13 protein-coding genes are annotated in these 14605 nt (G+C 64.5%); 7 read left to right on the top strand and 6 right to left on the bottom strand.

Annotated elements, in window-relative coordinates; genetic code table 11:
* Positions 1-107: 107 nt before the first annotated feature.
* The 4 genes from deoC to deoD all read left to right on the top strand — a co-directional run bounded on the left by deoC (position 108) and on the right by deoD (position 4623).
* Positions 108-881 carry a deoxyribose-phosphate aldolase gene (deoC, locus tag ACT7DK_RS15020; RefSeq protein ID WP_445400535.1) on the top strand — a complete coding sequence of 258 codons (774 nt, stop codon included), beginning with the start codon at positions 108-110 and terminating at the stop codon, positions 879-881.
* The gene (gene deoA / locus ACT7DK_RS15015) at positions 881-2212 is read left to right on the top strand and encodes a thymidine phosphorylase (protein WP_445400533.1); all 1332 of its coding nucleotides are present in this window, start codon (positions 881-883) and stop codon (positions 2210-2212) included. Before deoC ends, deoA begins: the two co-directional genes overlap by 1 nt.
* Positions 2209-3426, top strand: coding sequence for a phosphopentomutase (locus ACT7DK_RS15010; protein ID WP_445400531.1), 1218 nt, complete (start codon positions 2209-2211; stop codon positions 3424-3426). The genes deoA and ACT7DK_RS15010 overlap by 4 nt, the downstream gene beginning before the upstream one ends.
* A 477-nt stretch (positions 3427-3903) precedes the next feature.
* On the top strand, positions 3904-4623 hold the full coding sequence (deoD, locus tag ACT7DK_RS15005; RefSeq protein WP_445400529.1) for a purine-nucleoside phosphorylase: 720 nt from the start codon (positions 3904-3906) through the stop codon (positions 4621-4623).
* On the opposite strand, the gene ACT7DK_RS15000 is transcribed toward deoD, so the two are convergent.
* On the bottom strand, positions 4615-5157 hold the full coding sequence (locus ACT7DK_RS15000; RefSeq protein WP_445400527.1) for a hypothetical protein: 543 nt from the start codon (positions 5155-5157) through the stop codon (positions 4615-4617). The genes deoD and ACT7DK_RS15000 overlap by 9 nt on opposite strands.
* A 116-nt stretch (positions 5158-5273) precedes the next feature.
* Here ACT7DK_RS15000 and serB point away from each other — a divergent pair, with 116 nt between their 5' ends.
* Positions 5274-6251: a phosphoserine phosphatase SerB gene (gene serB, locus ACT7DK_RS14995; protein WP_445402372.1), complete on the top strand. Its 978-nt coding sequence runs from the start codon at positions 5274-5276 to the stop codon at positions 6249-6251.
* Here serB and ACT7DK_RS14990 read toward each other — a convergent pair.
* Positions 6202-8478, bottom strand: coding sequence for a PilZ domain-containing protein (locus ACT7DK_RS14990; RefSeq protein ID WP_445400525.1), 2277 nt, complete (start codon positions 8476-8478; stop codon positions 6202-6204). The genes serB and ACT7DK_RS14990 overlap by 50 nt on opposite strands.
* Before the next feature lie 71 nt (positions 8479-8549).
* Here ACT7DK_RS14990 and radA point away from each other — a divergent pair, with 71 nt between their 5' ends.
* Entirely contained in the window at positions 8550-9917 is a 1368-nt protein-coding gene (gene radA, locus ACT7DK_RS14985; protein ID WP_445400523.1) for a DNA repair protein RadA, read from the top strand.
* Here the strand turns inward: radA and ACT7DK_RS14980 are convergent.
* Both ACT7DK_RS14980 and rsd read right to left on the bottom strand, forming a co-directional pair.
* Positions 9914-10279 carry a PilZ domain-containing protein gene (locus tag ACT7DK_RS14980; RefSeq protein WP_445400521.1) on the bottom strand — a complete coding sequence of 122 codons (366 nt, stop codon included), beginning with the start codon at positions 10277-10279 and terminating at the stop codon, positions 9914-9916. The two genes, radA and ACT7DK_RS14980, sit on opposite strands and share 4 nt — an antisense overlap.
* A 12-nt stretch (positions 10280-10291) precedes the next feature.
* Positions 10292-10756, bottom strand: a complete 465-nt coding sequence (rsd, locus tag ACT7DK_RS14975) for a sigma D regulator (RefSeq protein ID WP_445400519.1) — start codon at positions 10754-10756, stop codon at positions 10292-10294.
* A gap of 187 nt (positions 10757-10943) precedes the next feature.
* Here rsd and hemE point away from each other — a divergent pair, with 187 nt between their 5' ends.
* Positions 10944-12011, top strand: a complete 1068-nt coding sequence (gene hemE / locus ACT7DK_RS14970; RefSeq protein ID WP_445400517.1) for a uroporphyrinogen decarboxylase — start codon at positions 10944-10946, stop codon at positions 12009-12011.
* A gap of 73 nt (positions 12012-12084) precedes the next feature.
* Here hemE and mepM read toward each other — a convergent pair whose 3' ends face one another.
* Entirely contained in the window at positions 12085-13431 is a 1347-nt protein-coding gene (gene mepM / locus ACT7DK_RS14965) for a murein DD-endopeptidase MepM (RefSeq protein WP_445400515.1), read from the bottom strand.
* A gap of 192 nt (positions 13432-13623) precedes the next feature.
* A complete protein-coding gene (znuA, locus tag ACT7DK_RS14960) occupies positions 13624-14592 on the bottom strand; it encodes a zinc ABC transporter substrate-binding protein ZnuA (RefSeq protein WP_445400513.1) in 969 nt (322 codons plus the stop codon).
* Positions 14593-14605 lie beyond the last annotated feature (13 nt).

The following is a 14605-nucleotide window of genomic DNA, read 5'->3' as shown; positions in this document are numbered from 1 at the left end:
GCAACAGCCGGATATGTCGGCCGCCCCTATTTGCGGTTAAACGGATTTAAACTGTCTTCAAGGAACCAAGTCCGCTCGTTCACACCTAGTGAAGACTGGAGAAGCAAATGACAGACATACAAACCGCAGCCCGCCAGGCCCTGGGCCTGATGGATCTGACCACCCTCAACGACGACGACACCGACGCCAAAGTGATCGCCCTGTGCCGACAGGCGGTCACCCCGGCCGGCAACACCGCCGCCATCTGCATCTACCCGCGTTTCATTCCCGTGGCCCGCAAGACCCTGCGCGAACTGGGGGTGGAAGGCCAGGTGCAGATCGCCACCGTCACCAACTTCCCCCACGGCAACGACGACATCGAGATCGCCGTGCGGGAAACCCGCGCCGCCGTCGCCTACGGTGCCGACGAAGTGGACGTGGTCTTCCCCTGGCGCGCCCTGCTGGCCGGCGACGAACAACGCGGCCTCGAACTGGTGCGTGCCTGCAAGGCCGCCTGCGGCGAGGTGCTGCTCAAGGTGATCATCGAGAGCGGCGAACTCAAGGCGCCGGCGCTCATCAAGCGCGCCTCCGAGCTGGCCATCGAGGGCGGCGCCGACTTTATCAAGACCTCCACCGGCAAGGTGCCGGTGAACGCCACCCTGGAGGCCGCCGGTATCATGCTCAGGGTGATCCGCGACAGCGGTAAGGACATCGGCTTCAAGCCCGCCGGCGGCGTGCGTACCGCCGAGGAGGCCCGGCAGTACCTGCAGCTGGCCGCCGATATCATGGGCGCCGACTGGATTGGCCCTCGGCATTTGCGCTTCGGCGCCTCCAGCCTGCTGGCCAGCCTGCTGCAGACCCTGGGCCTGAGCGACAAGGGTGCCGCCGAAGGAGGCTACTGATGCTGCCCCAGGAAATCATCCGCCACAAGCGCGACGGCCAGGCCCTCAGCGCCGAGGAGATCGCCTTCTTCGTCAAGGGCATCGCCGACGGCAGTATTAGTGAGGGCCAGATCGGCGCCTTCGCCATGGCGGTGTACTTCAACGACATGAACGACGAGGAGCGTATCCAGCTGACCCTGGGTATCCGCGATTCCGGCGAGGTACTGGACTGGTCCGGCGCGGGCCTGAACGGCCCGGTGCTCGACAAGCATTCCACCGGCGGGGTGGGGGATCTGGTGTCCCTGGTGCTGGGGCCCTGGGTGGCCGCCTGCGGCGCCCATGTGCCCATGATCTCCGGCCGCGGCCTGGGCCACACCGGCGGCACCCTGGATAAGCTCGAGTCCATTCCTGGCTACAACATCATGCCTTCCAACGCCGACTTCCGCCGGCTGGTGCAGGAGGTGGGGGTGGCCATCATCGGCCAGACCGGCAGCCTGGCCACCGCCGACAAGCGGCTGTACGGGGTGCGGGACGTCACCGCCACAGTCGAGTCCATTCCGCTGATCGTCGCCTCCATCCTCGGCAAGAAGCTGGCCTGCGGCCTGGACGCCCTGGTGATGGACGTGAAGATGGGCTCGGGTGCCTTTATGCCGACCGCGTCGGCGTCGCGGGAGCTGGCGGAAGCCATCGTCACCGTGGCCAACGGCGCCGGTACTCCCACCTCGGCCCTGCTCACCGACATGAGCCAGGTGCTGGCCAGCTGCGCCGGCAACGCGGTGGAAGTGGCCGAGGCCATCGCCATGCTGAAAGGCGAGATCCGCCAGGGCCGCCTCTATGAAGTGACAGAAGCGCTGGCGGTGGAAATGCTGCTGGCGGGCCGGCTGGCCGACACCGAGAGCGACGCCAGGGGCAAGCTCTACGGCGCGCTCAGCTCAGGACAAGCCGCCGAGCGCTTCGAGCGGATGGTGGCCGGGCTCGGCGGCCCGACCGACATCCTCACCGGCTTCGAGCGCCAGCTGCCGACGGCGGCGGTGATCCGCCCGGTGCTGGCCGAGGCGGAAGGCTATATCATCGACATGGACACCCGCGACATCGGCATGGCGGTGGTGGGCCTGGGCGGCGGTCGCCGCCGGGCCGACGACGTCATCGACCACAGTGTCGGCCTGACCGCCATCGCCGGCATCGGCGACCGGGTCGAGGTCGGCACCGAGCTGGCCATCGTCCATGCCCGCAATGAAGACGACTATGCCGCCGCGGCCGAACAGGTCCGCCGCGCCATGGTACTGGGCGAACAACGGGAAGAGGCGCCCCGCAGCGTCTACGACGTGATCCGCCCCGAGGAGGTAGCATGAAACGCGCAATAGTACTGGTACTGGATTCCTTCGGCGTCGGCGCCGCGCCCGATGCCGCCCAGTTCGGCGACGAAGGCGCCGACACCCTGGGCCATATCGCCGCCGTCTGTGCCCGGGGCGAGGCGGACAACGGCCGCCAGGGGCCGCTCCGGCTGCCCAATCTGGGCCGGCTCGGCCTGTTCCACGCTCATGCCGAAAGCACCGGCCGGGTGGCCGAGGGCGTCACCCTGCCCGCCGAGGTGACCGGCAGCTACGGCTACGCCCGGGAGCTGTCCTCCGGCAAGGACACCCCCTCCGGCCACTGGGAGATCGCCGGGGTGCCGGTGCTGTTCGACTGGGGCTACTTCACCGATACCGAAAACAGCTTCCCCCAGGCGCTGATCGACGAGCTGGTGGAGAAGGCCAAATTGCCGGGCATTCTCGGCAACTGCCACGCCTCCGGCACCACCATCCTCGAGCAACTGGGCGAGGAGCATGTGCGCAGCGGCAAGCCCATCTGCTACACCTCGGCGGACTCGGTGTTCCAGATTGCCTGCCACGAAGATAGCTTCGGCCTGGAACGGCTCTATGAACTGTGCGAGATCGCCCGCGAGCTGCTGATGCCCTACAACATCGGCCGGGTTATCGCCCGCCCGTTCAAGGGGGAGAGTGCCGCCGACTTCGCGCGCACCGGCAACCGCCGCGACTACAGCATAGAGCCGCCGGCCGCGACCGTGCTGCAGAAGCTGGTGGAGGAGAAAAACGGCGAGGTGGTGTCCATCGGCAAGATCGCCGACATCTACGCCCACTGCGGCATTACCCGCAAGGTCAAGGCCAACGGTCTGGACGAGCTGTTCGACGCCACCCTGGCGGAGGTGAAGCGGGCCGGCGACGATACCATCGTCATGACCAACTTCGTCGACTTCGACTCCAGCTACGGCCACCGCCGCAACGTGACCGGCTACGCCGCCGCCCTGGAGGCCTTCGATCGCCGTTTGCCCGAGCTGCTGGCCATCATGGGGCCCGAGGATCTGCTGATCATGACCGCCGACCACGGCTGCGACCCGACCTGGACCGGCACCGATCACACCCGCGAGCATATCCCGGTGATCTGCCTGGGCGGCGGCCTCGCCGCCGGCTCCCTGGGCGGGCGCGAGACCTTTGCCGATATCGGCCAGTCCCTGGCGGCCTATTTCGGCACCAGTCCCATGGATTACGGCAAGTCGTTTTTATAAGAAGCTGTTTACGATATTTGCGAGGCTGTCTGTTGCGGCCAGCGAGAGGACACAGGGCCACCTCCACCGACACGCTGCGAGACGTGGCACTCGCCGTTTCAGCCTGCTGCGAGCATTCACTGGATGCTCGGTCAGGCCGAAACCGCTCGTCATGGCGAGCAAGCTCGCCCCCTGTGACGGTCGGCGGAGGTAATCCCTGTGACCTCTTTCAAGCCTCGCAGTGGTCTGCTAGGAGGCCAGCAGACAGCACAGGAGTTTTGAAAAGGGCAAAGGGTGCTGCTTTGCCGACCCTTCGCGCCAGGGATGGCGCGGCGGAGCCCCCAGGGATGGGTTTACGGCGTGTCGGCGGAGCAGTGCGCTTTGGCCGAGTGCACCGCATTTCTCTCGGGTTCGAAACCCGGGGGGGCCGCCCGCATGAGCGGGACGGAAGCAATGATTTCAGTTTTGATGTAACCGACAAGATTAACGAGGAATATTATGGCTACTCCACATATCAACGCCGAACGCGGCGATTTCGCCGATACCGTACTGATGCCCGGCGATCCGCTGCGCGCCCAGTACATCGCCGACACCTTCCTGTCCGACGTCAAGCTGGTGAACAAGGTGCGCAACATGCTCGGCTTCACCGGCAGCTACAAGGGCCGGCGGATTTCGGTGATGGGCCACGGCATGGGCATCCCCTCGGTGTCCATCTACGCCAAGGAACTGATCACCGAGTTCGACGTGAAAACCCTGATTCGCATCGGCTCCTGCGGTGCCGTGCGCGACGACGTCAACTTACGCGACGTGGTGATCGGCCTGGGCGCCAGCACCGATTCCAAGGTCAACCGCATCCGCTTCAAGGAGCACGACTTCGCCGCCATCGCCGACTTCGAGCTGGTGGCCAACGCGGTGGCGGCCGCCAGGGCCAAGGGCGTGCCGGTCAAGGTGGGCAACATCTTCTCGGCGGACTTGTTCTACTCGCCCCAGGCGGATCTGTTCCAGCTGATGAAGGACTACGGCATCCTCGGGGTGGAGATGGAGGCGGCGGGCCTCTACGGCGTGGCCGCCGAGTTCGGCGCCCGGGCACTGACCATCTGCACCGTGTCCGACCACATACTGCGTCACGAGGCCCTGAGCGCCGACGAGCGCCAGACCAGTTTCAACGACATGATGGAAGTGGCGCTGGAGTCGGTGCTGCTGGGCGACTCAGCCTGAACTTCCTTCGGGAGGCGGACTCGCCGCCTCCCGCCGTGTAAACCGGCCACGCCAGTGGCCGAGTCCCAGCCCCAGCAGGATCCCCAGCAGCAGAGACAGGGGCAGCAACCAGCCCAGGTGACGCTGCAACTGGTGCCAGATGCCGCTTTGCAGGCTGGTCAGCAGCGAGGGCTCCAGGCTGAGGTGCAGAAAGCCCACCGGCCGCTCTTCGTGGTGCAACGGCCGGATATAGGCCAGGGTATGGTCGCCGCCGGCGGTGCCGGCCTCCGCCAGCAGCCGGCCACCGCCGTCATAGAGCCGTACCGATACCACCAGGCCGGCACTGACCAGCTCGTCCACCAGCTGTTGCTGGCTGTCCCCGTCTTCCGTGAGCAGGGCGCGCACCGCCTGGAGCTGGGCGTAGTCGGCCAGCGGTTCGGCCAGGGAGCGCTGGGGTAACTGCTGCCAGCGCCGGCCGAGTTCGGTTACTTGTGCCAGTTGCCAGCCGGCGCTCGACAACAGCAGTACGACCAGCAACAGCAGGGGTTTGGACATGAGGGGGCTCTTTTTGCGCATGACGGCCAATATTGTCCCTTGCCTGGCGAAAAAGCAATACGCTACCCTGAACGCCGGTTTATGTGTTTTGTGACTTAAAGGAATCCCAAGTGGCACTGTTAATGGATGTATTACCCGAGCGGGTCCGCGACTGGACGGATGCACTGGCCTCCGGCGCTCACCTCTGGCAGCAAGGGCGCCTGACACCGGGACGGCTCGACACCCACGGCGGGCATCTGGTTCTGCTGGCGGAGCAGCTGGACAAGGCCGCCCTGCACCACAGCCTGCACATCCTGGACGAAGAGGGTATCGAAGTGGAGCTGGCGGGGGTGAAGGCCGTGGCCGGCCGGGATCTGCTGAGCCTGCGTCTGTCGAGCTGGTCGCCGCTGCTGAAGTCGCGCCTGCAGCAGGTCGCCCAGGGTTGGGATCTGGCCTGTGTGCCGGCCCTGCCCAGGGCCGATCAGCCGGGGCTGGTGCTGATGGACATGGATTCCACCGCCATCCAGATCGAGTGCATCGACGAAATCGCCCGTCTGGCCGGTGTCGGCGAGGAGGTGGCCGCCATCACCCGGGCGGCGATGGAAGGGGCTCTGCCCTTTTCCGAAAGCCTGCGGCGCCGGGTCAAGGCCCTGGCCGGAGCCGATGCCGCCATCATCGACCAGGTCATCGGCATGATGCCGCTGATGCCGGGCCTGACCGAACTGGTCGCCGGCCTCCAGCAGATGGGCTGGAAGGTGGCCATCGCTTCCGGCGGCTTCACCCCCTTCGCCTGTCACCTGCAGGAGCAGCTGGGGCTGGACGCGGTGTTTGCCAATACCCTGGAGATCCGCGACGGCCGGCTCACCGGCGAGGTGCTGGGCGCCATCGTCGACGCCGAGGCCAAGGCCAATATCCTGGTCAACCTGGCCCACGAACATGGCATTCCCATCAGCCAGACCGTGGCCGTCGGCGACGGGGCCAACGATCTGCTGATGCTGGCCCAGGCAGGCCTGGGCGTGGCCCTGCATGCCAAGCCCCTGGTACAGGAAAAGGCACCGGTCTGCCTCAACCGGCTGAGCCTGGAAGGGGTGCTGGGGCTGTTGCAGGCCCGCTGAGGCGCTGCCGCCGGCGTACCAGCTCGCTGATGTCGAATACCTGGCACAGGGCGGCCAGTTCCGCCAGCTGCTGCTCCAGCTGCTGGGTCTTGTGCAGGGCGGCCTGGGTCAGGCTGTCCCGTTCAGGCACGGCGTAATCCATCTGGCGCAGTTGCAGCCGGTTGATGATCAGCAATGACACCCGCAGCTCCCCCGCATAACGGGGATCCAGCAGGAAGGCGCGCCGAGCGGCATCCGGATCGACCAGCAGCCAGTGCGTGCCGGGATCTGCTACCGCGGTGGCGGTCCAGATTTCCATCGTCAGGTGGCTCCTGCCATCCGGTCGCAGCAGGCTGGTGATCATCGACTGCAGCAGCTGGCGGGAGACCAGCCGGCTGAAGTGGGCCTGCTGGTACTCGTTGGAGAGGAAGGACATCAGCGCCCCCTGGGCCAGGCAGGCGATGGCGCCCTGCACATAGAAGCCGCCGTCGTTGCGGCCCAGCATGAAGGTGGGCGAGGGCGGCTGTTGCAGGGCCTGGCGATTGAGCCAGGTCAGCCAGGCCGGCTTGTGATGACTGTCCGGACGGGCGCGCAGCTTGTCCTGGTTCTGCTCGAGCAGGGCCGAAAAAAACTGGTAACCCGGGTGCGCTTCCCGTGCCCCTTCGATATGCAGGTGCAGCACCTTGCCGTCCCCGCTCTGATTCACTACCCGGTAGGGCAATTCCTTCAACTTCCATTGTCGGCTGCGCTTGCCCAGCTCGGTGAGGCTGACGCCCACCAGGCAGGGCAGGTCGAGACGCTCGGGCTGCGCCAGGGAGACCTTGAGGCCGCTGTTCGACAGATCCTCGGTCTGGCCCTTGATGGTCCGCCCGGCGAGACTCAGTGTTATCTCGCTCTGGTACTTGAAGCGGGCCTCCTGGCGCTTGGAAGCCTGGGGACCCAGGGGGGTGAGGGTGACCGGCCGGGACCTGGCGTTGCGGATAAAGGGCGCCAGTGGCTGGAGACTGGATTCACTCGAAACCGGAGTGAGCGGGGCCGGCATGGGCGTCAGCCAGATATGCCACTTCAGCCGTTGCAACCGGGCCAGTCCCTGCTGATCCAGGGTCTCGAACGCCTGGTCGGCAAAGGTCAGCGGGCGGATGCTCAGATAGTAGCAGTGCAGGGTGCCGGCCCTCAGCCCCTCATTGACGAAGGCCGCATAGGCCTGTTGCTGCTCCAGCTCGTGTTGATCCGCCACGAAGTAATAAGGCTGGCTCTTGCCCTGGTGACGGAAACTGTACAGCTGCAGCGGCTGCCGGGGCTGGCCGCCCATCTGCAGCACCCGCTCGGGCGGCAGCAGGGTACCCAGCAGATCGCCGGGGCTGGCCTGTCGCCACTGGCCCAGGGTCTTGTGTCCGTGGCGATTGGCCAGTACTTCCTGCAATTCGCCCTCTTCATCGAAGAACAACGACAGGCTGAGGCTGGTTTCGAGCAGGGCCTGGCCCCAGCACTGGGCCAGTGCCGTGGTGTAGAGATCTTCCGCATCCAGGCCGTAGCGGGGCCGGCTCTGGTCGATAAACTGCTGCAATGCCTGTTGCCAGCCGGCGTCGTCCTCGATGCGCTGCATCTTGAGCCGGCTGGGATCCTCGGGAACCGGGCTCAGGCGGTAGCGCTTGGGATTGGCCAGGCAGCCGAGCCCGGGCTGGTGGGCCAACTCGGGAAAAGACACCGGCAACTGTTCGGGGAGAGTTCTGGGCTCGGCCAGGTGTACCAGCAGGCCACCCGCCGAGATATCCAGGCTGTTGGCCTTGAGCCTTTCCTGTCCCAGGTGCAGCAGCACCGGGGTGACGAAGCGCAGCCGGTTCTCCTTGCGGCGGGTGCCCATGGCGGGCAGGTGCCAGGGCAGGGTGTTGAGCTGGGAAGGCTGCTTGCGCAGGGCGGCCAGTTCGGCGATCAGGGTTTCGTAGAGGCCGCGGGTGTAGTCGCCGTGGTAGTCGTCGAGCAGGCTGGTGAAGCGCGCTTCCAGCGACGCCGGCAGCATGTGGTCCAGCCCCTGGTGACGTACCAGCCGGCACTGGCCCGGAAACAGGCTGCGCAGATCCAGTACCCGTAAACAGGGGCTGGTGAGCCGGCGTACTTCCGCCTGCAACTGAAAGCGGGTGGCCTGGTCGGCCTCGGGCAAGAGGTTGTCCACCAGGACTTCCAGATCCTGGTGGTAACTGAGGGGCACCAGCTTGTTGAGCAGGGACTTGAAGGGACTGAGATCCATCTTGGCTTTGGGTTGAGTGAGCAAAAAACTTGGGTCAGTATATCAGCTCGTTAACGAATGAGTGAGTCAGCATGGCCAAGTCCAAAACTGCCTTCGTCTGCGGCGAGTGCGGTGCCGAGTTTCCCCGTTGGCAGGGGCAGTGCTCCGAGTGCAAGGAGTGGAACACCATCAGCGAGATCCGGCTGGCACCGGCTAGCACGACCAGCCGCAACAGCCGGTTTTCCGGCTATGCCGGGGCGCTGGAGAGCAAGGTTCAGACCCTGGACGAGATCGCCCTGACCGAGATCCCCCGTATCAACAGCGGTTTTCAGGAGCTGGATCGGGTGCTCGGTGGCGGCCTGGTGGCCGGCTCGGCCATCCTTATCGGCGGCAATCCGGGAGCGGGGAAAAGCACCCTCTTGCTGCAGGTGATGTGCGGCCTGGCCGGCCGGATGAAGACCCTGTACGTGACCGGTGAGGAGTCCCTGCAACAGGTGGCGATGCGGGCCCAGCGGCTGAACCTGCCCCGGGACAAGCTGCGCATGCTGTCGGAAACCAGCGTCGAGCAGATCTGCCAGGTGGCTCGGGAGGAAAAGCCCGCGGTGATGGTGATCGACTCCATCCAGGTGATGCACGTGGCCGAGGTACAGTCGGCGCCGGGCTCGGTGTCCCAGGTGCGGGAGGCGGCGGCTCAGTTGACCCGCTTCGCCAAGCAGCAGGGGGTGGTGATCCTGATGGTGGGCCATGTCACCAAGGACGGTACCCTGGCCGGCCCCAAGGTGCTGGAACACTGCATCGACTGTTCGGTATTGCTGGACGGCGCCGCCGACAACCGCTTCCGCACCCTGCGCAGCCACAAGAACCGCTTCGGGGCGGTGAACGAGCTGGGCGTGTTCGCCATGACCGAGACCGGCATGAGGGAGGTGAGCAACCCCTCCGCCATCTTCCTCAGCCGGGGCGAGGAGCAGACCACCGGCTCGGTGGTGATGGTGATCTGGGAAGGTACCCGGCCGCTGCTGGTGGAGTTGCAGGCGCTGGTGGATTACTCCCAGCTGGCCAACCCGCGGCGGGTGACGGTGGGCCTGGAGCACAACCGGCTGGCGTTGCTGCTGGCGGTGTTGCACCGTCACGGCGGCATGCAGATGGCGGATCAGGACGTCTTTGTCAACGTGGTGGGCGGGGTGCGGGTGGAGGACACCAGCGCCGACCTGGCGCTGTTGCTGGCGCTGGTGTCCAGCTTTCGCGACCGGGCCCTGCCCAGGGAGCTGGTGGTGTTCGGTGAAGTGGGGCTGTCGGGCGAAATCCGCCCGGTGCCCTCGGGCCAAGAGAGGCTGATGGAAGCGGCCAAGCACGGTTTTACCCGCGCCATAGTGCCCTGGGCCAACAGGCCCAAGCAGGCGCCGGCGGGCATGGAGGTGATCGCGGTGAAGAAGCTGGAAGAGGCGCTGGCGGCGCTTTAGTCTTCGTCCAGCAGTTGGGCGAACTGGCGCTGCAGCAGGGCATCGTCCCCCAGGTTCAGCTCCACCAGTCGGCGTAGCTGGGCGGCGCTGTCGATGTCCAGACGCTGGCACTCCAGCCCGATACAGAGGCCGTGGTGGTGGCGCTGACGGCCCTGCATGACGATGCGCTGGCCGTGGCCGTCCAGATCGAGCACCAGCTCGAACGGGTCGCCGTTGTTTCCGGCCCAGTCATCCTCCACCGCGACCAGGGCGCCGTGCAGGGACAGATCCCGTACCAGGGCATGGTGCTGGTGGCCGGCCGAATCGACAAGCCAGGCTTTGGCCCGGAAACCGATGCGGGAAAACAGTCTGCGCTCAGCCATGGTGGCTCCTTGTCAGGCGGGCTGACCGCTGCCCAGATGGTCGACCAGGGCGATGGCGGACACCAGCTTGTCTTCGAGTTCGAAACGCTCTTCGAGCACCTCGCCCAGGTGGCCGAGGTCCTGATCCAGTTCCAGCAGGGTATCTTCATCGGCCTGGCTGTATTTGTCGTGGAAGTTCAGCGCCTCGTCGGTATTCTGTTTGATGCGCGGATAAATCCGCTCGGCCAGCAGGCGGGCATTGCCCTTGGCCGCTTCATAGGCCGCCACCACATAATCGTAGATTTCGAAATGACCGGCGGAAACATAGTCGACCAATTGTCCGCAAAACTCCTCCAGCTCGGCCTGGCTGGGCAGGGTCTTGTTGGTGGACAGGCGGATATACTCCACCAGCAGATGCTGCCGGGCATTGATAAAGGCGTCGAGAGCGTGATGCTTGCCGGCCAGCTGCGCCTTGGTCTGTTCCATTTTCCTGAGCATGTTTCCCTCCGTGGGCTGCCTGAGCAGGTGTTGATGAAGTATAAGTAAAGAAAAGATTCACGGGGGTCAATAGCCGCAACAATAAGTTGAGGGCTGGCTCGCCATTATCCGGAAACAGGCAATTTTTCCGATCTCCCCGTCTGATGGTACAATGCGGCCAATTTGCCACCTGATCCGGAACGACGGGATGAACACACTCAAGAATGATCGTTATTTACGCGCCCTTTTACGCCAGCCGGTGGACTATACCCCGGTATGGATGATGCGTCAGGCCGGGCGTTATCTGCCGGAATACAAGGCGACCCGGGCCCAGGCCGGAGACTTCATGGCCCTGTGCAAGAATGCCGAACTGGCCTGTGAGGTGACCCTGCAGCCGTTGCGCCGTTTTCCGCTGGATGCGGCCATCCTGTTCTCCGACATCCTCACCATTCCCGACGCCATGGGCCTGGGCCTCTATTTCGAAGCGGGCGAAGGTCCCAAATTCGAGCGCCCGGTGGCCTGCCAGGCCGATGTGCAGAAGATAGGCGTGCCCGATCCGGAACAGGAGCTCGGCTACGTGATGAACGCGGTGCGCACCATCCGCCGCGAGCTGAAGGGCGAGGTGCCGCTGATCGGCTTTTCCGGCAGCCCCTGGACCCTGGCCACCTACATGGTGGAAGGGGGTAGCTCCAAGGCCTTCACCAAGATCAAGAAGATGATGTACGCCGAGCCGCAGACCCTGCACCTGTTGCTCGACAAACTGGCCGACAGCGTGACTTCTTACCTGAATGCCCAGGTGGCCGCCGGCGCCCAGTCGCTGATGATCTTCGACACCTGGGGCGGGGTGCTGACGCCGCGTGACTATAACGACTTCTCGCTGCAGTACATGGCCAAGATCGTCGACGGCCTGGTGCGGGAAAGCGAGGGGCGCCGGGTGCCGGTGACCCTGTTCACCAAGAACGGCGGCCAGTGGCTCGAGGCCATCGCCGCTACCGGCTGTGACGCCGTGGGCCTGGACTGGACCATCAATATCGCCGACGCCAAGCGCCGGGTGGGCGACAAGGTGGCGTTGCAGGGCAATATGGACCCCTCCATGCTCTACGCCCCCATTCCCCGCATCGAACAGGAAGTGGCGACCATACTCGAAGGCTTCGGCCAGGGCCCGGGCCATGTGTTCAACCTGGGCCACGGCATCCACCTGGACGTGGAGCCGGAGCACGCGGGAGCGTTTGTCGAGGCGGTGCATCGGTTGTCCCGGCCCTATCATCAGGGCTGAGCTTCAGCAGCCGACTGCTGAAACAAAAAAAGCGCCCTCGGGCGCTTTTTTTTTTTGCTGGTGATGGACGCCGTTAGCCGGCGAACTCCTTTTTGTACTGCTCCACCCTGGCCTGGAAGGCACGGCGCTCGGCACCGCTCAGTCCCTCGGCCATCGGCAGCTTGACCTGCATGGGGTCCACCGCCCTGTTGTTGACGTGGAACTCATAGTGCAGGTGCGGGCCGGTGGAGCGGCCGGTATTGCCGGACAGGGCGATGCGTTGGCCCCGACGCACGGTATCGCCCTCCTTCACCAGGAAGCGGCTGAGGTGCAGGAAACGGGTGGTGTACTGGCGGCCGTGGCGGATCACCAGGTAGTTGCCGGCCAGGGCGTGGCGGGTGGCCTTGACCACCACCCCGTCCCCCGGAGCCAGCACCGGGGTGCCGGTGGGCACGGCGAAATCGGTACCGTTATGGGGCTGGACCCGGCCGGTGACCGGGTGCTTGCGGTTCAGGTTGAAGTTGGAGCTGATGCGGGTGTTGCGTTCCAGCGGAATACGCACGAAACCGCGCTCCAGGCTTTCGCCTTTTTCGTTGTAGAAGTTGCCGTCCTCGTGGCGAAATACCTGGTAGCTCTTGCCCTTGTTGGTGATCTGCACCGCCTGAAGCTCGGACTTGCCGGTGCTCTGGCCGTCGACGAACTCCCGTTGTACCAGCACCTTGAAGCTGTCGCCCTGGCGCAGATCGCGGGCGAAGTTCAGTTGCCACTGGAACAGGTTGGCGACCCGCTGGATCTGGCTGGGTGACAGGCCGGCATCCCGGGCACTGAGGTAGAAACTGCCGCTGATCACGCCACTCAGGGTGCGGCTTTCCCAGTTGCTCTCCTCGGTCTGGAGCTGGCTCTGGTAGCTGTCCCCGTTGCGCACAAAGAGGCGGCTGTGCGCCAAATCCTGCTGGATCTTGAATTCCTGCAGCAGGTTGTCTTCATCGATCAGCAAAGAAAGGGTCTGGCCCGGCTTGAGTCCGTCCAGGGCCCTTTCTTTGTCGGCATCGAGCAGCTTGTACATGGTGGCCAGGGGCAAGCCCAGGCCGTTGAAGATGGTGCTCAGGGTATCGCCGCGCTGCACCACGTATTCCTGCCACTCGGGCTCGCCGGAGGCGATGACTTCGAGGGCGTCCACCGGTTCCAGCGGACCTATTTCGTCGTTGGGCAGGGTGTAGAATTCGGTGTTGTTGACCTGCTCCCGGGCTTCTTTGGGCAGGTTCAGGCTGGCGGGAATGCTGATCTTGATAGGTTGTTCCACCCGCTCGTTGGGGGAGGGCATCATCACCACCGAGGTCAGGGTCAGGCCACTCAGGAAGATAATACCGTAGAGGTGCCGTTTGGGTAGTTGCGTCGGTATTTCCTGCAGTTTAGTTTGTATCGGGCGGAGAGGATTCATCCGGATTACCTGTGCCTGTCGGTTGCTAAACTATACATGCAAAAACCGCTTTATCTATCCAGGCATGGATCCGAAGATAATAAAGCGGTCGGCTTTTTATCACAAAATGGCCCGCTTAGGCGGGCCACCAAGGTTAGTACATCTTATGATACGGAAGTTCCGTAGCATACCGAATTTTATTTCAAATTTTTATTACTCATCGAGCAAACATCCGGCCATGGCCTCGGCCATCTGTCGCATAAAGGCGAAATAGCCCTGGGGACCGACCTCGATATCGGTAGCCAGCGGGTCCAGTATTCCTATCCGGGCCTGGGTGTTGCGCACCACGGCTTCCACCACCGCCGGGCGGAACTGGGGCTCGGCGAAGACGCACTCGGCCTGGGCTTCCCGCAGCGCCTGGTGAATGCGGCCCACGGTCTGGGCGCCGGGGGCCCGCTCCGGATTGACGGTAAAATAACCACGGGCCGGCAGCCGGTAGTGATCTTCCCAATAGCCGTAGGCGTCGTGGAACACGAAGTAGCCCTTGTCCCGGGCCGGGGCCAGCCGTTCGGCCACGGCGCTGTCGGTCTCTCTCAATCCTGCCCGAAAGGCGGCAAGGTTGCGTTGATACCGCTCCGCGTTGGCCGGATCCAGCAGGCTCAGGCGTTGGGCCAGCAGGGTGGCGATGCGCTCGCCGTGATGGGGATCCAGCCAGATATGGGGGTCTTTGTCGCCATGGTCGTGATCATGGTCGTCATCCTGGTTCCCGATATGGATTTTATCGGTATGATGCTCGTCCCGGTGATCATCATGATTGTCGTGGGACTCATGGTGGTGATCGTCCTGATCGTGGTCGCCGTGGTGTGCATGCTCTTCCGGCTCGATCAGGGCCAGCAGCGCTACACTGTTTTCCTTGTCACCCAGCAGCGGAGCCAGGAAGCCTTCCAGTTCGGGGCCGATCCAGACCACCAGATCGGCCTGGTTGAGGCGACGCAGATCTGAGGGACGCAGGGCGTAATCGTGGGGCGAGGTCCCCGGAGCCAGCAGCAACTCCGGCTCACTTACGCCATCGGTGACGGCGCTGGCGAGCAGTTGCAGCGGCTTGATGGTGGTCAGAACGTCCAGGGCGCGGGCCTGGCTGCAGAGCAGCAGGGGCAACGCCAGCAACAAAAAGGCTCTCATGGCTCGGATCCCT

Source organism: Zobellella sp. An-6, assembly GCF_052487945.1.
The sequence above is the reverse complement of the archived record's forward strand: the minus strand, read 5'-3'. Positions and strand labels throughout refer to the sequence as shown.